The following is an 18884-nucleotide window of genomic DNA, read 5'->3' as shown; positions in this document are numbered from 1 at the left end:
TCGGATCAGTGACCAGTCAAAATGGCCTGGTGGCGCAACCGACGACCCAGCTGAACGCGACCGAGCAGGACACCCTGGTCAAGCAGATCGGACTGGCCCTGCTGCGGGCCGCTCCGCGGGACTGGCGGCGGGTGACCGCGACCTACCGGGCGGTCGGCCGCTACCACGAGCTGTCCGGTGAGGTGCTCCTCGAAGACGGGTCGGCCCAGGAGTGGATGGCCACCCACGACATCGCCACGCTGTTCGGCCGGTTGCGGGCCGGGATGTACCGCGAGGGCCGCGGCACCTGGTTCAACGCGCGTTACCAGCTCGACCACCCATCGAGCTACAACCTGGAGTACGACCGCGACGAGCCGCGGTGGGACCTGATGCCCCCGCCGCAGGCCTACGCCGACGAGCTGCGGATGTTCCCCCGCTCCGAGGACAACGTGCCGGAGTGGCTGATGCGCCGCATGGCAGGCCTGGCGCCCGAGCAGCCCGGTCCGCGCTTCCGGATCGCCCGGATCTTCGACGGCCACGAGCCGAACGGCCGCCCGGTGCTCAACCGTCCCGAGCTGGACGCCGACGAGCAGCAGCGGGTGCTCGAGTACCTGAACAACGCGCCGGTCGTGCGCGCCGAGCGCGGGTTCGACCTGGACCGGCTGGCGCAGCAGCCCGCCGCGACCGTGCCGGTGGCCTTCCACACCGACGGCGTGTGGATCTGGCCCGCCGCGGTCAACTACTACCTGCAGGAGTACGGCGTCGCGCCGGAGGCCGAGCTGGTCGCGCACATCGCCGCGGCCGGGCACACGCTGCCGGAGGTGCCGGAGCAGACCGTGCAGGCCGCGGGGGCGTACCTGAACCGCGGTCCCGCGCAGCCGCCGCGCCGGGTGCCGGAGCAGGCCGCGCCGCCGCCCGCCGAGCCCGCTCCCGCTGTTGAGGCGGAGCCGGTTGAGCAGCCGACCACGCTGACACCGGTGATCGACCCCGACGCCGGGCCGCCGACCATGCTGGTGCAGCCGGCGGTGAAGGACGCCGAGCCGGAGCCCGCCGAGGAGACCGGGGACGAAACCCGCAGCTGGGACGCGCGCGAGGCGTTCACGGACTCGCCGCGTGGTGCTGAAGGGGCTGCGCGTGGTGCCGAAGGGGCTGCGGAAGACCGGCCGTGGGAGCCGACCTGGGAGCCGCGGGACGGTTCGGCCGCCGACGAGGAGCCCACGGAGGGCCGGGGCTGGGACGGCCGCGAGGCGTACGCCGCGCAGGAAAGCGCTGAGGCGCGTGGTGCGGCTGGTGCCGAGGGTCGCGGTGCCGGCCCGGAGGGTGCGGAGGCGCGTGGCTTCGGCGCCGAGGGCGCGGAAGCGCGTGGCTTCGGCCCGGAGGGGCGCGGCTTCGCCGGTCCGGAGGGGCGCGGCTTCGCCGGTCCAGAGGGACCGGAGGCGCGTGGCTTCGCCGGTCCGGAGGGACCGGAGGCGCGTGGCTTCGCCGGTCCGGAGGGACCGGAGGCGCGTGGCTTCGCCGGCCCGGAGGGACCGGAGGCGCGTGGCTTCGCCGGCCCGGAGGGGCCGGAAGGGCATGGGCTCACCCCCGAGGCTCGCGGGCCGGAGCGCTTCGGACAGGAAGCCCCGGAGGGCCGTGGGCTGCCGCAGGAACGCCCCGGACCGGAAGCGCGGGGGCAGGAACGCTTCGGCCAGGCCGGCTCTGAAGGCATCCCCGGCCAGGAGGGACTCGCCGGCCCTGGCTTCGGCCAGGACGGTCCGGAAGGGCGGGGCAGCGGTCCCGAACCCCGCGCCTTCGGCCAGGAAGGCCGTGGCGCCGGGCCGGAACCCCGGGGCTTCGGCCAGGAGGCGCCCGAGGGCCGTGGCCAGCACGGTCTTGCCGGCCCCGAGTCCCGCGGCTTCGGCCAGGAAGGGCACGGCACCGGACCCGAGTCCCGCGGCTTCGGCCAGGAAGCGCCCGAGGGGCGCGGCCAGCACGGCTTCGCAGGCCAGGAAGGGCCGGAATCGCGCGCCTTCGGCCAGGAAGCACCCGAGGGGCGCGGCCAGCACGGCTTCGCACGCCAGGAAGGGCCGGAATCGCGCGGCTACGGCCAAGTAGCGCCCGAGGGGCGCGGCCAGCACGGCTTCGCCGGCGCGGAGCGCTTCGGTCAGGAAGCTCCCGAGGGACGCGGCCCCCGCGGCACGGAGCGCTTCGGCCCGGAGGGGCAAGCCCCCGGCCAGGTGCCCGCGGCGGGGTTGGACGCCCGCCGTTCCGAGGGCTTCGGCCAGGAGGCTCCGGAGGGCCGCGGCCAGCGCGGCTTCGCCGGTCCCGAAGGCCCCGAGGGCCGCGAGGGCCGCGCCTTCGTCGGCCACGAGGGTCCCGACCAGCGCGCCTTCACCGGGCACGAGGGCCCCGACCAACGCGGCTTCACCAGCCCCGAAAGCCCTGACCAGCGCGGCTTCGCCGGGCACGAGGGCCCCGACCAAGGCGGCTTCACCGGCCAGGAAAGCCCTGATCAGCGCGCCTTCACCAGCCACGAAGGCCCCGACCAGCGCGCCTTCACCGGACACGACGACCAGCAGGACACTCCCCCCGGCGCGGATGGCCGCTCCGTCGAGGGGCGTCCGGGCTTCGAGCGGGGTGGCGATCCGCGCGGTGGCTCCAGGGCGTTCGCGGGGCAGGCGCCGCGCGGGGGGCGGCCCTCGAGTGACGGTCCGCCGACCATGCTGGCCCGCCCGGTGTCCCCGCCGCCCGGCCCGGCCGAGCCGAAGCCGTCCGGTCCGGTCGAGCCGGCTCTGGACAACCTGCGCTCCAAGCTCGCCGACCTCGGGGTTCCGGACGGGGCCTACCGCATCGGCGAACCGGCCGAGCACGGCTGGAGCCTCGAGAAGGTCGACGACGGCTGGCGCGTCGGCTGGTACGACGAGGCCCTGACGAGCCCCGCGGTCTTCGGCGACGCCGACGACGCCGCCGCGTTCATGCTCGGCAAGCTGCTGCTCAACCCGGGCGGCCGCACCACACCGCCGGCACGGCCGGAGATGGACGCCACCGAGGTGCCGCTCACCCCGGCCCAGGAACCGGCCGAGCCGCAGCGGCACGACCTCCCGCAGCGCACCCTCACCGACCGCCTCGACGAACCGGACCCGGCCGGGCCGCCCACGGTGCTGGCCGCGCCCCCGGTCGCGCCGCCCCCGCCCGCCCCGCCGCGACGCGAACCGCCGCCGCGACGGGTCGAACCGGCCGCGCCCGCCCCCGCGGCGGCCACGGCCTCGGCGGCCTCCGGTGGCGGCAACCAGCAGTGGCCGATCCAGCCGCTGCCCGGCGAGCCGCCGCTGACGCTGTTCCGCGGCAAGGAGATGCGCGAACTGCCCGCGGGCAGCGAACTCGACCGCTTCGGCGGCCCGAACGGCAACCTGACCTACGCGGCCGGGACCCCGTTCGAGGAGCGCTCGCTGGTGCCGGAGTGGGTGACCCGCCCGTACCACGTGTACCGGGTGCAGCGGCCGATCGAGGCGCTCGCCGGCGTCGCGATCCCGTGGTTCAACCAGCCCGGCGGCGGTGCGGCGTACCTGCTGCCCGCGTCGATCGAGGACCTGCTCGCCTCGGGCGACCTGATCGAGCTCGACCCGGGCGAACCGCCGATCGACTGACGCCAGCCCGGCGCGCGGCCCGGGGTCAGTCGACCACCAGGCCGTGCGCCGCCACGCGCAGCGTGACCGTTGAGGGCAGTGGTGGGTGACGGGTGGGCGGTTCACCTCCGAAACACGCCCCAGCTCCAGCCCGGCGCGCGGCCCGGGGTCAGTCGACCACCAGGCCGTGCGCCGCGGCGAAGGCGATCGCCGTCTCCAGGTCGACCCGCGCGCCGCGCAGTTTCGCCTGCACCAAGGCGTTCGCGTCGAGCTTGGCGCCACGCAGGTCGGCGCCGGTCAGGTCCGCGCCGCCCAACCGGGCGCCGCGGAAGTCGCTGTCCCGCAGGTCGGCCTCGGCCAGGTTCGCGTCCACGAAACTGGCCTCCCGGAACCGCAACCCGGACAGCGACCGGCGCCGCAGGTTCGCCCGGCTGAAGTTGGCCAGCGAGAAATCGCTGTCCCGCACGGACATTCCGCGCAACCCACCGTCCACGAAGGACGATCCGAGCAACGAGCACGCGCTCCACGTGCTGTCCGCCAGCACCGTCCGGTCGAACACGCACGACCGGAACGCCGAGGCCTGGTGCCGGGACTCCCCCAGATCCGCGCCCGAGAAGTCGCACTCGTCGAACGTGCAGCCCTGCGTGACCAGCCGGCGCAGGTCGGCGCCGCTGAAGTCGCACCGGCTGAACTGCCGCTTCTCCCACGTCGTCCCCGGCAGCACGGCGTCCCGGTAGTCCTCGGCGATCTCCATCCGGCGAGCTAATCACACCCGCCAGACCGGGCTGTCGACGTAGTGGTTGTCGTAGCGCTCCTGCGATTCCCGGATCTCCCGCGGGTCCGCCTCGCCGCGGTTGACCCGGTCCAGCAGCCGGTAGTAGTCGAACCGGTCCATCCCGGGCGTGAACGTGACGAGCACGTCCGCGGGAGACCCGGCCGCGGGCGCGAACGCGTGCGGCACCCGCGGCGGCACGGTGAGGAAGTCGCCTTCGCCGAGGGTGACCACCTCCTCGTCGAGCAGGACGTCCAGGCGGCCGCTCAGCACGAAGAAGACCTCGGTGGCCTTGGTGTGGAAGTGCGGCGGCGCGCCGGTGGCGCCGGGCTCGAACGTCGCGCGGTTGCTGGTCAGCGTGTCCGTGTCGGTGAGCAGCGTGATGCGGCTGCCCGGGGCGTCGGCGAGGACTTCGGCTTCGGTGGCGCGGATCAGGTTCATGCCTCCACTCTCGCCGTCTCGAGCGCGGCGACCAACGACAAAACCAGGCTCGATCGATAACCTGGGTGTTATGGATGTGGAGCGGCGGGACATCGAGATCTTCCTGGTGCTCGCCGAGGAACTGCACTTCGGCCGCACGGCCGAGCTGCTGCGCGTCTCGCAGGCGCGGGTCAGCCAGACGATCCGCGCGCTGGAACGGCGCATCGGCGCGCGCCTGTTCGACCGGACGAGCCGCCGGGTCGCCCTGACCGCCATCGGACAGCGGCTGCGGGACGAGGTCGCGCCCGCCCACCAGCAGATCCAGGAGGCGTTCGAGCGAGCCAGGGCAGCCGGCCGCGAACGGAACACCGTGCTGCGCCTGGGTTTCGCGGCACCCGCGGTGGCCGACCTCATCGCGGACCGGCTGGAAACCGTCCGCGCACAGGGTTTCCGCGTCCAGATCAAGGAAGCCGCGTTCGACGATCCCCTGCGGTCACTGCGGGACGGCGAGGTCGACGCGCTGGTCACGCTGCTGCCGGATCCCGAGGTCGTGGTGCACACCGAGCCGCTGGTGCTGGCGGTGGCGGCGAAACACCCGTTCGCCCGCCGGAAATCCGTGTCGCTGGAGGACCTCGCCCGCGACACCGTGCTCCGCGCCCTCTGGCCGCCACGGCTGCCGTGGACCACGCCCGCGGGCCGTCCCATCGAACTCGGGCCCGCGCCCGGGACGATCCAGGAACTGTTCCTCGCTGTGGAAGCCGGTGAGGGCATCAGCCCGCTCGCCGAGCACGCGACGCGTTACTTCGCGCGCCCGAACCTGGCGTTCGTGCCGTTCTCGGACGCGCCGCCGGTGGAGTGGAGCCTGGTGTGGCGGGAGGAGACCGCCGCGGTCCGTGCCCTCAGCGCAACCCGGTGACGCGCCGGGCGATCTCGGCGTCCAGCACGCCCTGGTCGCGCAGCAGGGGCGTGCGGGGGTTCCACCACGCGATCGCGGACACCTCGTCCTCCTGCGGGGTCACCGCGGGCTCGGTCGCGAACCCCGTCCGGTAGACCGCGGCGTACTCGCGGCGCACCGGATCGCTCAGCACGAACCGGGCCACCGCGGCGAACCGCAGGCCGCTCACCACGATCCCGGTCTCCTCGGCCAATTCCCGGACCGCGGCGTGGTGCGACGTCTCCCCCGGTTCGATCATCCCGCCGGGCAGCTCCCACTGCCCGCGCCGCCGGTCGAACACCAGCAGCACGCGGTCGTCCACCTCGACGACCACCAGCGCGAGCGGCATCGGCACCGCGGGATCCGTCGAGACCCCGAACCGCACGCTGACCAGGGTGTTCCCGCGCGCGTCGGTGATCGGCAGGCCGTTCACCGGAAGTCCCGCGACTTCGACGGCACCCGCATCGACAGGTGCTGCAACCGGTCCGCGCGCACGCTCACCACCCCGTCCGCCCGTTCGATCACCCCGCGGATCAGCATCGCCGCGCTGCCCCGCGCCACCCGGTGGTACCGGCGCCACAACCCGGCGCTGCACACGACGTTGACCATCCCCGTCTCGTCCTCGATGTTCAGGAACGTGACCCCGCCTGCGGTCGCCGGGCGCTGGCGGTGCGTCACCGCTCCGCCGATCAGTACCCGGGCGCCGTCTTCGACGTCCATCAGTTTTCCGGCGGGCACCACGCCCAGCGCGTCCAGCCGCTCGCGGATGAACTCCGTCGGGAAGCTGTCCGGCGACAACCCGGTCGCCCACACGTCGGCCACCGCCTCGTCGATGTGGTCCATGCCGGGCAGCGTCGGCGCGTGCGCCCCGGCCAGCGTGACCGGCAGCTTCTCCGGCCGTTCCTGCGCCACCGCCCCGGCCGCCCACAACGCGCGCCGCCGGTCGCCGCCGATCTCGCCGAACCGGCCGAACGCCCCCGCCGTGGCCAGCGCCTCGATCTGCGGCGTGGTCAGCCGCACGCGCCGCGCCAGGTCGGCCATGTCGGCGAACGCCCCGCCCCGCTGCCGTTCCGCGACGATCTCCTCGGCGAGCTTCTGCCCGATCATCCGCACCGTGGCCAGCCCGATCCGCACCGCCAACCCGGAATCCCCGGGTTCGAGCGTCGCGTGCGGCAGGCTCGCGTTGATGTCCGGGCCGTGCACCGTGATGCCGTGCCGGCGGGCGTCGGCGACCAGCGACTGCGGCGAGTAGAACCCCATCGGCTGGGCCCGCAGCAGCGCCGCGCAGAACGCCGCCGGGTGGTAGCGCTTGAAGTAGGCGCTGGCGAACACCAGGTAGGCGAAGCTCAGCGCGTGGCTCTCCGGGAAGCCGAAGTTGGCGAACGCCATCAGCTTGTGGAAGATCCGCGCGATCAGCTCGTCGTCGAGGCCGTTGCGCCGGGCGCCCTCGTAGAACCGTTCCCGCAGCCGCTCCATCTTCCGCGTGGACCGCTTCGAGCCCATCGCGTGCCGCAGCTCGTCGGCCTCGGCGGCGGTGAAGTTCGCGACGTCCAGGGCGATCTGCATCATCTGCTCCTGGAACAGCGGCACCCCCAAGGTCTTGTCCAGCGCGTTGGACAGCAGCGGGTGGTCGTGCCGCCACTTCTCCTTCTTCGTGGCACGCCGAATGTAGGGGTGCACCGAGCCGCCCTGGATCGGGCCGGGCCGGATGAGTGCGACCTCGATCGCCAGGTCGTAGAACGTCTTCGGCTTCAGCCGCGGCAGAGTCGCCATCTGCGCCCGGCTCTCCACCTGGAACACGCCGATCGCGTCCGCGCGCTGCAGCATCCGGTAGACCTCCTGGTCCTCCAGGTCCAGGTTCGCGAGGTCGACCTCGACGCCCTCGAACTCGCGCACCAGGTCGAGCATGTAGTGCACCGCGGAGAGCATGCCGAGGCCGAGCAGGTCGAACTTGACCAGGCCGACGGAGGCGCAGTCGTCCTTCTCCCACTGCAGCACGCTGCGGTCGGCCATGCGCGCCCACTCGATCGGGCACACCTCGCTCACCGGCCGGTTGCAGATCACCATGCCGCCGGAGTGGATGCCCAGGTGACGCGGGAAGTCCTCCAGCGCGGCGGCCACCTGCAGCACCGGCAGCGGGATGTCGTGATCGGTGTCGTCCTTGGTGTCGTGCAGCGGGCCCCAGCGGTCGATCTGCTTGCTCCACGCGTCCTGCTGGCCGGGCGAGTACCCGAAAGCCCTTGCCGCGTCCCGGATCGCGGACTTGGCGCGGTAGGTGATCACGTTCGCCACCTGCGCGGTGCACAGTCGCCCGTACTTGCGGTAGACGTACTGGATCACCTCCTCGCGGCGGTCGGATTCGATGTCCAGGTCGATGTCCGGGTAGCCGTCCCGGTCCGGCGCGAGGAAGCGCTCGAACAGCAGTTTCCAGCGCACCGAGTCGACCTTGGTGATGCCGAGCGCGTAGCAGACCGCGGAGTTCGCCGCCGAGCCGCGGCCCTGGCACAGGATGTTGTTGCGGCGGCAGAACTCGACGATGTCCCAGACGATGAGGAAGTAGCCGGGGAAGCCCAGCTGCTCGATGATCCGCAGCTCGTGCTCGATCTGGTCCAGCGCCTCCGGCCGGTCGCGGTAGCGGTGCGCGGCGCCGCGGTAGACCTCCTCGCGCAGGAAGGACGCTTCGGTGTAGCCGGCGGGGACGTCGTAGGGCGGCAGTTCCGGCGCGACCAGCTTCAGGTCGAAGGCGCACTCCAGCCCGAGCAGCGCGGCCCGCTGCACCGCGCCGGGGTAGCGGGCGAACCGCTGCGCCATTTCCTCGCCGGACCGCAGGAACGACATGCCGGACGCGGGCAGCCAGCCCGCCATGTCGTCGAGGCCGCGTCGGGCGCGGATCGCGGCCATCGCGCCGGCCAACCGTCCCCGGTCCGGGGTGGCGTAGTGGGCGGCGGTGGTGGCGACGGTCGGCAGGCCCTGCTCGGCGGCCAGCGCGGCGAGGACGTCGTTGTGCACCCCGTCCTCGGGGTAGCCGTGGTCGGTCAGCTCGACGTACACGCTCTCGAACCTCTCGCGGAGCCGCCGCAGCTCCTGCCCCGCCGCCTCCGGGCCGCCGCGGGCCAGCGCTTTCCGGACCGCGCCCTTGCGGCAGCCGGTGAGCACCACGACCTTGCCCGCGACCTCGCTCGCGACGGCGTCCAGGTCGTACACCGGGCGGCCCTTCTCGGCCCGGTCCGCCGACGCGGCGTGGTCGTGCCCGGCGAGCTGACCCGCGGTGATCGCCCGGCACAGGGCGGCGTAACCGTCCTGCTGCTTGGCGAGCAGGAGCAGGTGCTCGCCCTCCGGGTCGGCGACGCCGTTCTGCGGGCCGGACAGGCCGAAGCTCAGCTCGGTGCCGAACACCGTGCGCACGCCCAGGTCGCGCGCCGCGTCGGCGAACCGCACCACGCCGTACATGCCGTCGTGGTCGGTGAGCGCGATCGCGTCGAGCCCCAGCCGCGCCGCCTCCTCGACCAGCTCCTCGGGGTGGCTCGCGCCGTCCAGGAAGCTGAAGTTGGAGTGGCAGTGCAGCTCGGCGTAGGGCACCCGGCGCCGCCCGCCCGCGTGGTCGTCGCCGCGTGGGGCCTCGACGGTGCTCGGCCGGACGTAGCCCTCCCGTTTCCGGCTCCAGGCGGGGCTGTCCCCGCCGTCGGCCGTCGCCGGTTTGCCCGCCAGCCTGCGCTCCAGCTCCTCCCAGGGGACGGGCGGGTTGTTGAAGCCCATCAGTCCACCGGGCGGCGCGGCACCGGGATCGGCAGCAGCATCTGCTCGTCCTCGACCGGGTCGAGCGACTCGACCACCTTGCGCGGCAGGGCCAGCCAGTGCTGCAGGTCCCGGAAGTACTCGTCGTCCATCAGTCGTACACTCCCTCCACTGTCCAATGCGGACTCGATCCGCCCACTCTCGTCAGCAGGACCGCCGTTTCCGGTTCCCCGGCCAGCACGGCCTGCACCCGGGTGCGCACCCCGTCGCCACCCGGCGTCCACCAGTGCGCGTCGACCAGCCACGGGCCTGCCCAGTCCAGGACCTCCCGCGGCGGGCCGTCGCCCACCGAAACCCGGTGCGGTGGCGCGGAAAGCTCGCGCCGCCGCGTGATGTGCACCTCCGCGCCCGAGGCGTCGAGGACGCGCGCGGGCAGCGGCTGCGCGTAGACCGTGGCCGGGGACGGCGCGGGCAGCCGGCCCGGCCACGGCACGTCCGGCGGGCTCTGCGGGGTCCGCGGGTCGCCCCACGGCACCAGCCGGACGCGCTCGGCCGGACCGCGGCCGCCGTCGAGCACCGCGGTGAAGACGCTGTCCGGGCCGAGCAGGCCCTGCACCCGCACCAGCGCGCGGCCGGCCCGCTCGGTGGTCTCGTCGGACAGGCCGCGCAGGCCCTCCTGCCACAGCCCCAGCTGCAGCGAGTGCCCCTCGACGGTCTCCTCGGGCGCCAGCCGCAGCCGCTCCACCCCGGCGCTGGGCCGTTCGCCGGGCGCGGCGCGCAGCCAGCCTTCGAACTGCCAGCGCACGCGGTCCGCGATGCCCTGCGGCGTCAGCGGTTCCGCGCACCGCCACACGCGGCTCAGTTCCTCGCCGTTCTCGGTGGTGGCGTAGATGCCGAGGCGCGTGCAGGCCAGGCCGTGCCGGGCCAGGCCGCCGTGGAACCGCTCGGCGAGGGTGCGGGCCATGAACGCCGCGGCGTCGACGCGGTCCAGCGGCGGGTCGAAGGCCTTGGTGACGGTGAGCTCGGGCGGCGGCCGTCGCCGGTGCGGTGGCCGCTCGTCGAGGCCGCGCGCCAGCCGGTGCGCAATCATGCCGGCGCGTCCGAACCGCGCGGCGACGTCCCGTTCGGCGAGGTCGGCGAACGCGCCGAGCGTGCGCAAACCCAGGCGGCGCAACAGGTCCACCAGCTCGGCGCGGTCGGCGGCCGGCTGGTCCAGCTCGTCGACCGGCAGGGGCGCGAGGAAGTCGGCGGCCCGGTCGCGGTCGACGATGCGGGACCGGTGGGCGGCCAGCGTCGCGGCGAACAAGCCGTCGGCGATGCCGATCTGGCACTCCACCTGGTGGGAGACGTGCTCGACGAGCAGTTCCGCGAGGCGCAGCTCGCCGCCGAAGTAGCCGGACGCGCCGTCGGCGGGCACCGCGACCAGGCCGGGGCGGACCACCTCGACCCCGACGACCAGCTCCTCCACGGCGGCCGCGACCGGCTCGAAGAGGCGCGCGTCGCGGTCCTCGTCCGGGCCGAAGACCTGGAGTTCGGGACAGCGGGACTGCGCGTCCCGGCGGCGCATGCCGCGCCGGATGCCCGCCGCCCTGGCGACGGCGGTGCACGCGACGACGCGGTTGGCGTGGAACACCGCGGCAGGCAGGTGCAGGGGCGTGCCGTCGGCCAGGCACGCGGCGACCGCGGGCCAGTCCGGGCACCAGAGGACCAGCATGCGCGGTGGTTTGTCTACTGTGGACATGCCGCGCTCCTCGCGCCGGTGCGGTACCCCGGCCGTGCCAGGACACCCCACGCCGATGCCGGCATCGGCGAGCGTGGCACTCGCGGCCCGGCGCACCTCCCGCGCCGGGCCACCGTGCTGGTGGCGCCGCGCCGCGCCACCGCCGTCCCCGAGCCGCCTGCGCGCCCCGGCCCGTGGCCCGAAGCAACGGCGCTCGTCCCCGGAAGATCGGCGCGCATCAGCCCACCTCCCTGGCCAGTTCGAGCACCGGCTCGGGTGCTGCTGCCGGGGCCCCCGCAGACCCCGGCAGCAGCAGATCCGCCCGCCGGGGACGCGTCGCCGCGCCCCGGCCGGCACCCTGGACACGGACCCGCCGCTCACGCAGGTACCCGTGCCCGCCTTCGAGACCGGCCCAGCGGCCGGCCACGCAGTTCAGCTCCACCTCGGCGCCGGGCCACGGCCCGAGGGAGAGCAGCACGGCGCCCCGGTGCCGTGCCCGCGCCGAAAGACGCCGTGCCTCCTGCGGCGCCGCGCCCCGAGCGGCGACCGCCACCACGTCCACCCCGTCCAGCAGCGCGCCGGTGACCGCGGCGAACTCGGCCCCTGGCCGCGGCACCAGCGCGAGCCGGCTCACCTCGACCCCGAGTTCCGCGGCGGCCACCAGACCGAGGTCCGGCATCCCCACCGCCGCGGCCCACGATCCGGTCGCCGTCGCCTCGGCCAGCAGCGCCAGGAGCAACGACGTCGATCCGCGCACCGCGATCGTGCTCCCGCGCCGCAGGCCCGCCGACGGCAGCAGGCGGCGCAACTCCGGCAGCACCGGCAGGACACGCCCGGTCAGCTGGGCGTGCTCCGCCGCGGCGGCCACCCCGCTCGCCGTGCTCACCCCGGGCAGAGCTGCCAGTGTCGCGACCGACATGCCACCTCCCCACGACGCGCCTGCGAGAACCTGCGGACGTCACCGTGGGGAAGCCGGCGACTGTTCGAACTACTGTTCGATGCGCCTAGTTTGCCTCGAACACCTGTGCGATGTCAAGTCGAGGCGCGGTCCTCCGCGTCACGCCGCGTGAGCACCAGCGGGCCGTCCTCGGTGATGGCGACCGTGTGCTCGGAGTGCGCCGTGCGGGAGCCGTCGGCCGACCGGATGGTCCAGCCGTCGGGGTCGTGGACGATGCGGTCGGTCGTGCGCGCGAACCACGGTTCGAGCGCCAGTGTCAGGCCGGGCCGGAGCTTCAAGCCGCGGCCCGGACGGCCCTTGTTGGGGACGTGGAGGTCCTCGTGCATGGTGCGGCCGATGCCGTGACCACCGAACTCGGTGTTCACCGGGTAGCCGTACGCCTCGGCCACGGACCCGATCGCCGCCGAGATGTCGCCGAGGCGGTTGCCAGGGCGAGCTGCCTCGATCGCGGCCTCCAGCGCCTCCTCGGTGGCGCGGATGATCCGCAGGTCCTCCTCGGCGGCCGTCCCGACGACGACCGTGCGCGCCGAGTCGGCCGCCCAGCCGTCGATGCTCACCGCGAGGTCCGCGGTGAGCACGTCGCCGTCACGCAGCGTGTAGTCGTGCGGCAGGCCGTGCAGGACGGCGTCGTTGACCGACAGGCAGATGACGTTGCGGAACGGGCCCTTGCCGAAGGACGGGGCGTAGTCCCAGTAGCAGGATTCGGCGCCGCGCCGCTTGATCATGCCGCGGACGTGGTGCTCCAGGTCCAGGAGGTTGACGCCCACGTCGGCGAGCCGGCCGACCTCGGTGAGCACCTCGGCCACGAAACGCCCGGTCACGTGCATGCGGTCGATCTCCGCAGGCGTCTTCAGTTCGATCACGGGTACCTCTTGTTCAGGGAACGGTATTGTTTGGACGGTATGATAATACCGCCTACCGTGCCCCTGCTGCGCCGCCAACCCGGATCACGCTCCGGACCAGCGGCGGCGCTCGAGGACCGGCGACGGGCGCGACGGTCACGGCCTTCGGCGGCTACCTCTAGGCCCTCGGTAAGGTCGCCGAACCCCGACGCCTCACGATCGTGCAGGGCGAAGACATGGGGCGGCGCAGCGAACTGCTCGTGGACGTCCACCCCGGCGACGAGCGGGTGACGATCACCAGGACCGCCACCCGCCTCCAGGCGATCAGTGGGCGAAGTGGCGCGTGCCCGTCAGGTACAGCGTCACGCCGGCCTCCTCGGCCGCCGCGATCACCTCGGCGTCCCGCACCGAGCCGCCGGGCTGGACGACGGCCTTCACGCCGGCGTCGATCAGCACCTGCAGCCCGTCCGGGAACGGGAAGAACGCGTCGGACGCGGCGACCGCGCCCTTGACCCGGTCACCGGCGCGCTGCACGGCCAGCCGGGACGAGTCGACGCGGTTGACCTGCCCCATGCCGACGCCGACCGTCGCACCGCCGCTGGCCAGCAGGATCGCGTTCGACTTCACCGCGCGGATCGCCCGCCACGCGAACACCAGGTCCGCCAGCGTGTCGGCGTCGGCGGCCTCGCCGGTGGCCAGCGTCCAGTTCGCCGGCGAGTCGCCGGGCGCGTCGATCCGGTCGACGGTCTGCACGAGCACCCCGCCGGAGATCGGGCGGAACTCGATCGGGTCGGCGTCGGTCAGCGCGGGCAGCTTCAGCAGGCGCACGTTCTTCTTGCGCTTGAGCACGTCCAGCGCCTCGTCCTCGAAGTCCGGCGCGAGCACGACCTCGGTGAACACCTCGGCGATCTGCTCGGCGGCCTCGCGGGTGATCGGCCGGTTCGCCGCGATCACGCCGCCGTAGGCCGACACCGGGTCGCAGGCGTGGGCCTTGCGGTGCGCCTCGGCGATGTCCAGGCCGACCGCGATGCCGCACGGGTTGGCGTGCTTGATGATCGCGACCGCCGGGCCCTCGAAGTCGTACGCGGCCCGGCGCGCGGCGTCGGTGTCGACGTAGTTGTTGTAGGACATGGCCTTGCCGTGCAGCTGCTCGGCGTGCGCGAGCCCGCCGCGCCAGTGCCGGTACACCGCGGCGCGCTGGTGCGGGTTCTCGCCGTAGCGCAGCACTTCGCCGCGCTCCCAGGTGGCGCCGGTGAAGTCGGGGAAGCCGGAGTCGTCGGCCGGGGCGTAGGCGTTGGCGAACCACGACGCGACCGCGATGTCGTAGCTCGCGGTGTGCGCGTAGGCCTGGGCCGCCAGCCGCTTGCGGTCGGCCAGCGCGAAGCCGCCGGCGCGGACCTGCTCCAGCACCCACTCGTAGCGAGCCGGGTCGACCACGACGGCCACGTTGTTGTGGTTCTTCGCCGCGGCGCGGACCATCGCCGGACCGCCGATGTCGATGTTCTCCACGCAGTCCTCGGGGCTCGCGCCCGAGGCGACGGTCTCCCGGAACGGGTAGAGGTTGACGACCAGCAGGTCGAACGGCGCGATGTCCAGCTCACGCAGCTGCTCGACGTGCTCGGGCCGGTCGCGGTCGGCCAGCAGGCCGGCGTGCACCCGCGGGTGCAGCGTCTTCACGCGGCCGTCGAACGACTCCGGGAACCCGGTGACCTGCTCGACCGGCGTGACCGGCACGCCGGCGTCGGCCAGCGCCTTCGCCGTGCCGCCGGTGGAGACGATCTCCACACCCGCCGCGTGCAGCGCGGTGCCCAGCTCCAGCAGGCCCGTCTTGTCCGAAACGCCGATCAGCGCGCGCTTCACCGGACGCCGGTCTTCCACCGTCACCGCAACCTCACCTTCCGTCCCTCGACCGTGGCACCGGCCCGGCCGAGTCGTTCCACCACGTCCACGAGCAGCCGTCGTTCCACGACCTTGATCCGCTCGTGCAGCCTGTCCTCGTCGTCGTCCGGCTCGACCGCCACCGCCTCCTGGGCGATGATCGGCCCCGTGTCGACCCCGGCGTCCACGAAGTGCACCGTGCAGCCGGTCAGCTTGACGCCCAGCTCAAGCGCGTCGGCCACGGAGTGCATCCCCGGGAACGACGGCAGCAGGGCTGGGTGCGTGTTGATCACGCGGTTCGGGAAGCGCGTGAGGAAGTTCGTCCCCAGGATCTTCAGGAAGCCCGCCGACACGACCAGGTCCGGCTCGTGGGCGGCGACCGCCTCGGTGAGGGCCTTGTCCCAGGCGTTGCGGTCCGGGTGGTCGCTCAGCCGGACGGTGAAGTGCGGCACCCCGGCGCGCTCGGCGCGGGCCAGCGCCTCGACGCCCGTGCGGTCGGTGCCGACGGCGACGATCTTCGCCGGGAAGCCGACGCGTTCGGTCGCGTCCAGGAGCGCCTGCAGCAGCGTGCCCGATCCGGAGGCGAGCACCACCAGCTTGACCGGGACGGGCAGTTCCAACCGGCTGGAGTTCAACGCCTCTCCTTCGCCCGTGCCAACGTCCTGACCAGACTAACTGGGCTCGTCGGGCTTCCCGTTGGTGGGCGGTCGCTCCTCGCTGTCGTCCGGCTCGTCCTCGGGCTCCCCTTCGGTGTCCTCTTCCGGGTCCTCCTCGGCAGGCTCCTCGGCGCTCTCTTCGGCCTCGGCCTCCAGCTCTTCGAGCTCGGCGTCGAGGTTCTCCAGCTCGGCCTCGATTTCGGGCTCCACCTGGGGTTCCTCCGGCTCGGGCGCCGGCTTGGGGCGCGCGTGCGGGCCGGCGAACCAGGCGATCAGACCGCCGGGCACCGCGATCCAGCCGAATGCGGCGACGGACACCAGCCCGACCGGGATGGCCACCGGGTCGAACGCCCCGCCGCCGAGCCTGCCGCCGGCGAGCGTGCCGAGCAACACACAACCGAACCCGACGAGCGCACCCGCGATGGCGACGATCCGCAGCCGCGCGAGCGGGTTCTCGTCGGCGCGCCGCAGCGACCAGCCGAGCAGCGCGCCGACCCCGGCCGGCAGCAGCATCAGGACCGGCCACCACGGCGCGGCGTGCTCGGGAACGCCGGCCAGCACCGGCAGCCCTGGCACCGGACCGCCGGTGAACGAGAACACGCTCGCCGAGAACGACCCGATCGAGAAACCCGGACCGGTGACGAAGGCCAGGCCGCCGACCACGGCGTTGGGCAGGTACCCCAGCGACAGCAGCAGCATCCCGGCGCCGCTGCCGAACCCGGGCGCGTTCGCCGCGAACAGCTGGCGGATCGTGCCCGAGGCGAGGACCAGGCCGACGGTGTGCACGAGCGCGCCGACCGCGAGCAGCCCGGCCAGGCCCAGCGCGCCGGCCCGCAGCCCGCGCACCGCGAGCGGGTCCAGGTAGTCGCGGACGGCCGCCGCGACACCGGACCGCGACGCCGCTCCGGCCGCGGCGGCGACGCCCGCCAGGACCGCGGGCACGGCGAACGCGGACAACGGCTCGACGCGCACCCCGGCGCCGTCGTCGAACAACGCGATACCGAGGCCGGCGAGGGCGTGCGCACTGGTCACGGCGGCGATCAACGGCACGGTCGCACCCGGCTCGGCATAGCCGAGGCGTTGCGTGGCGGTCGCCGCCGACCGGGCGACCAGCGCCAGCGCGCCGATCGTCGCCAGCAGCGGCAGCACGCCCAGCGGGCGCCCGGCGATCTCCACGGGCACCTGGTAGGCGGCGAGCCAGCCCGGCCCGGCCGCGCGCAGCACACCGCCGATCGAGAACTCCCCCGCCGCGGCCATGGCCGTGACCAGCCCGAACAGGGCCGCGACCACGACGTACCCGGCGACGATGGGACCGAGGACCGCCGCGGCGAACACCCTCGCCCGGACGACCGGTGAGCGCTCGCCCCGGTCTCCCGGGTCCGTCACCCCTTTCCCGGATCGGCGGTACGAGGTGAGCACCTGCATGCCTCGCACCCTCGCACCAACACTGCTCCGGCCGGGTGAGCCACGCCGTTCCTCCCTCATGCGGGTTAAGCCACACAACGGTGGTGTCGAGCAAGACGCGGCGCGCGAAACGAAAAGCGCCCCTTCCCGGGCCGGGAAGGGGCGCTCCTGCGGAGAAGATCAACCCTGGGGGCTGCCACCGGGCGGGGTGCCGGGGTGCTGGCCCTGCTGGCCCTCGGGCTTGGCCGCCGGGTTGTAGAACTGGCCCTGCTGCGGGGCGTAGACCGTGGACTGCTGCTGCGGCGGCGTCACCGGCGGGCCGTACTGGGTGCCCGACGGGCCGCCCTTCTGCTCACCGGGGCCTTGGCCGAACTGACCCGGCTGTCCGTAGGGCTGGCCGTACTGCGGCTGCTGCGGCTGCGGCATCTTCAGCACACCCGCGTCGAACAGCAGCGCCGCGACCGCGACCAGCATCTGCAGGATGCCCAGGATCAGGATCACCGTGTAGATGCCCGGGGTCTCGGCCTGCTCCGGGATGTGCACGACCACCAGGATCGCGGTGAGCGCGCCGAGCACGCTGAACAGCACCGCGAACGGGAGCGTCCGCGGGCCCCTCGGCAGCACCGACAGGCCGGCCAGCAGACCGCCCACGAGCAGGAACAGGACCGGCTGGTCGGCGCCCTGCGCCTCCTCGGAGAAGCCGATGAAGTAGTTCACCAGGCCCAGCAGGGCGATGAACAGCGTCAGGATCATGCTCAGGTTCGCCGGCGACAGGCTCGGGCCCTGCTGCGGCGGGGGCTGCTGCTGGGGGAACCCGCCGGTCCCCGGGGGCTGGCCACCGCCGCCCTGCTGCGGGTATCCCGGTCCACCACTGGGGAACGTCATCGCGCTTGCTCTCCTGTCTTCGCCCGAACCGGGGTGCCGATATGTCCGGGAACGATGCAACACGTCCCGGGGTTCCCGGTCACCCCATCCGGCTATCCGACGTGCCGGGACGGCAAACGGTTGCGTCGAATTTCGGGGGCCGGGAAGCACGCCGGCCGGGCACCGCGAACGGTGCCCGGCCGGGGTGTGGACCGCTACGGGTCAGTGCAGGTTCTCGTACAGCTCCCGGGCCAGCGCGGCGGTCTCGGACGGCGTCTTGCCGACCTTCACGCCCGCGGCCTCGAGGGCCTCCTTCTTCGCCTGCGCGGTGCCTGCGGAGCCGGACACGATCGCGCCCGCGTGCCCCATCGTCTTGCCCTCGGGGGCGGTGAAGCCCGCGACGTAGCCGACGACCGGCTTGGTCACGTTCTCCTTGATGTAGGCCGCGGCCCGCTCCTCGGCGTCGCCACCGATCTCGCCGATCATGACGATGACCTCGGTCTCCGGGTCGGCCTGGAAGGCCTCCAGAGCGTCGATGTGCGTGGTGCCGATGACCGGGTCGCCACCGATGCCCACGGCGGTGGAGAAGCCGATGTCACGCAGCTCGTACATCATCTGGTAGGTCAGCGTGCCCGACTTCGACACCAGCCCGATCTTGCCGGGGCCGGTGATGTTGGCCGGGATGATGCCGGCGTTCGACTTGCCCGGCGAGATGACGCCGGGGCAGTTCGGGCCGATGATGCGGGTCTTGTTGCCCTTGGCGACGGCGTGGGCCCAGAAGTAGGCCGAGTCGTGCACCGGGATGCCCTCGGTGATCACCACGGCGAGCGGGATCTCGGCGTCGATGGCCTCGATCACGGCGTCCTTGGCGAACTTCGGCGGCACGAAGATGACCGACACGTCGGCGCCGGTCTCCTTCATGGCCTCCTCGACCGTGCCGAACACGGTGAGGTCCTTGCCCGCGATGGTGACGGTCTGGCCTGCCTTGCGGGCGTTCACGCCGCCGACGATGTTCGAGCCGGCCTGCAGCATCTTGGTCGCGTGCTTGGTGCCCTCGGACCCGGTGATGCCCTGAACGATGATCTTGCTGCTGGAATCGAGGAAGATCGACATGTCT

15 protein-coding genes are annotated in these 18884 nt (G+C 73.5%); 2 read left to right on the top strand and 13 right to left on the bottom strand.

The genetic code is table 11. The features are described 5' to 3' along the window. Nucleotides 1–29 precede the first annotated feature (29 nt). Entirely contained in the window at nt 30–3605 is a 3576-nt protein-coding gene (locus tag L2C96_RS34785; protein ID WP_237339215.1) for a glycohydrolase toxin TNT-related protein, read from the top strand. Nucleotides 3606–3753: 148 nt separating this feature from the next. Here L2C96_RS34785 and L2C96_RS34780 read toward each other — a convergent pair whose 3' ends face one another. After that, nucleotides 3754–4338: a pentapeptide repeat-containing protein gene (locus tag L2C96_RS34780; RefSeq protein ID WP_237339214.1), complete on the bottom strand. Its 585-nt coding sequence runs from the start codon at nt 4336–4338 to the stop codon at nt 3754–3756. Between the two features lie 12 nt (nt 4339–4350). Next, on the bottom strand, nt 4351–4797 hold the full coding sequence (locus tag L2C96_RS34775; protein ID WP_020420081.1) for a cupin domain-containing protein: 447 nt from the start codon (nt 4795–4797) through the stop codon (nt 4351–4353). 70 nt (nt 4798–4867) lie between these two features. On the opposite strand from L2C96_RS34775, the gene L2C96_RS34770 reads away from it, so the two are divergent. Then, nucleotides 4868–5692 carry a LysR family transcriptional regulator gene (locus L2C96_RS34770; RefSeq protein WP_237339213.1) on the top strand — a complete coding sequence of 275 codons (825 nt, stop codon included), beginning with the start codon at nt 4868–4870 and terminating at the stop codon, nt 5690–5692. Here the strand turns inward: L2C96_RS34770 and L2C96_RS34765 are convergent. The 11 genes from L2C96_RS34765 to sucD all read right to left on the bottom strand — a co-directional run bounded on the left by L2C96_RS34765 (nt 5676) and on the right by sucD (nt 18880). Further along, complete coding sequence (locus tag L2C96_RS34765) at nt 5676–6143, bottom strand: NUDIX hydrolase (protein ID WP_237339212.1); 468 nt, start codon at nt 6141–6143, stop codon at nt 5676–5678. The two genes, L2C96_RS34770 and L2C96_RS34765, sit on opposite strands and share 17 nt — an antisense overlap. After that, entirely contained in the window at nt 6140–9466 is a 3327-nt protein-coding gene (locus L2C96_RS34760) for an error-prone DNA polymerase (RefSeq protein WP_237339211.1), read from the bottom strand. Before L2C96_RS34760 ends, L2C96_RS34765 begins: the two co-directional genes overlap by 4 nt. Further along, nucleotides 9466–9597, bottom strand: a complete 132-nt coding sequence (locus L2C96_RS44815) for a hypothetical protein (RefSeq protein WP_020420077.1) — start codon at nt 9595–9597, stop codon at nt 9466–9468. Before L2C96_RS44815 ends, L2C96_RS34760 begins: the two co-directional genes overlap by 1 nt. After that, nucleotides 9597–11159, bottom strand: a complete 1563-nt coding sequence (locus tag L2C96_RS34755; RefSeq protein WP_237339219.1) for a DNA polymerase Y family protein — start codon at nt 11157–11159, stop codon at nt 9597–9599. The genes L2C96_RS44815 and L2C96_RS34755 overlap by 1 nt, the downstream gene beginning before the upstream one ends. Nucleotides 11160–11403: 244 nt before the next feature. Continuing rightward, nucleotides 11404–12084, bottom strand: a complete 681-nt coding sequence (gene imuA', locus L2C96_RS34750; RefSeq protein WP_020420075.1) for a DnaE2-dependent mutagenesis accessory factor ImuA' — start codon at nt 12082–12084, stop codon at nt 11404–11406. Nucleotides 12085–12197: 113 nt separating this feature from the next. Continuing rightward, nucleotides 12198–12986: a type I methionyl aminopeptidase gene (map, locus tag L2C96_RS34745; protein ID WP_237339210.1), complete on the bottom strand. Its 789-nt coding sequence runs from the start codon at nt 12984–12986 to the stop codon at nt 12198–12200. Between the two features lie 303 nt (nt 12987–13289). Continuing rightward, nucleotides 13290–14849, bottom strand: coding sequence for a bifunctional phosphoribosylaminoimidazolecarboxamide formyltransferase/IMP cyclohydrolase (purH, locus tag L2C96_RS34735; RefSeq protein WP_020420072.1), 1560 nt, complete (start codon nt 14847–14849; stop codon nt 13290–13292). Then, complete coding sequence (purN, locus tag L2C96_RS34730) at nt 14846–15463, bottom strand: phosphoribosylglycinamide formyltransferase (protein ID WP_237339218.1); 618 nt, start codon at nt 15461–15463, stop codon at nt 14846–14848. The genes purH and purN overlap by 4 nt, the downstream gene beginning before the upstream one ends. Before the next feature lie 51 nt (nt 15464–15514). Next, nucleotides 15515–16924, bottom strand: a complete 1410-nt coding sequence (locus L2C96_RS34725) for a cell division protein PerM (protein WP_237339209.1) — start codon at nt 16922–16924, stop codon at nt 15515–15517. 159 nt (nt 16925–17083) lie between these two features. Then, nucleotides 17084–17788: a DUF5336 domain-containing protein gene (locus tag L2C96_RS34720; RefSeq protein WP_020420069.1), complete on the bottom strand. Its 705-nt coding sequence runs from the start codon at nt 17786–17788 to the stop codon at nt 17084–17086. A gap of 201 nt (nt 17789–17989) precedes the next feature. Continuing rightward, nucleotides 17990–18880, bottom strand: coding sequence for a succinate--CoA ligase subunit alpha (gene sucD, locus L2C96_RS34715; RefSeq protein WP_017986721.1), 891 nt, complete (start codon nt 18878–18880; stop codon nt 17990–17992). Nucleotides 18881–18884: the final 4 nt, after the last annotated feature.

The organism is Amycolatopsis tucumanensis, assembly GCF_021654135.1.
Classification (GTDB): domain Bacteria; phylum Actinomycetota; class Actinomycetes; order Mycobacteriales; family Pseudonocardiaceae; genus Amycolatopsis_E; species Amycolatopsis_E tucumanensis.
The sequence above is the reverse complement of the archived record's forward strand: the minus strand, read 5'-3'. Positions and strand labels throughout refer to the sequence as shown.

Excerpts from the sequence above, each read along its gene's own strand:
- sucD (WP_017986721.1), bottom strand. The coding sequence starts at position 18,880 with ATGTCGATCTTCCTCGATTCCAGCAGCAAGATCATCGTTCAGGGCATC.
- L2C96_RS34775 (WP_020420081.1), bottom strand. The coding sequence starts at position 4,797 with ATGAACCTGATCCGCGCCACCGAAGCCGAAGTCCTCGCCGACGCCCCG.
- imuA' (WP_020420075.1), bottom strand. The coding sequence starts at position 12,084 with ATGTCGGTCGCGACACTGGCAGCTCTGCCCGGGGTGAGCACGGCGAGC.
- L2C96_RS34725 (WP_237339209.1), bottom strand. The coding sequence starts at position 16,924 with ATGCAGGTGCTCACCTCGTACCGCCGATCCGGGAAAGGGGTGACGGAC.
- L2C96_RS34720 (WP_020420069.1), bottom strand. The coding sequence starts at position 17,788 with ATGACGTTCCCCAGTGGTGGACCGGGATACCCGCAGCAGGGCGGCGGT.
- L2C96_RS34755 (WP_237339219.1), bottom strand. The coding sequence starts at position 11,159 with ATGCTGGTCCTCTGGTGCCCGGACTGGCCCGCGGTCGCCGCGTGCCTG.
- L2C96_RS34770 (WP_237339213.1), top strand. The coding sequence starts at position 4,868 with ATGGATGTGGAGCGGCGGGACATCGAGATCTTCCTGGTGCTCGCCGAG.
- L2C96_RS44815 (WP_020420077.1), bottom strand. The coding sequence starts at position 9,597 with ATGGACGACGAGTACTTCCGGGACCTGCAGCACTGGCTGGCCCTGCCG.
- L2C96_RS34780 (WP_237339214.1), bottom strand. The coding sequence starts at position 4,338 with ATGGAGATCGCCGAGGACTACCGGGACGCCGTGCTGCCGGGGACGACG.
- L2C96_RS34760 (WP_237339211.1), bottom strand. The coding sequence starts at position 9,466 with ATGGGCTTCAACAACCCGCCCGTCCCCTGGGAGGAGCTGGAGCGCAGG.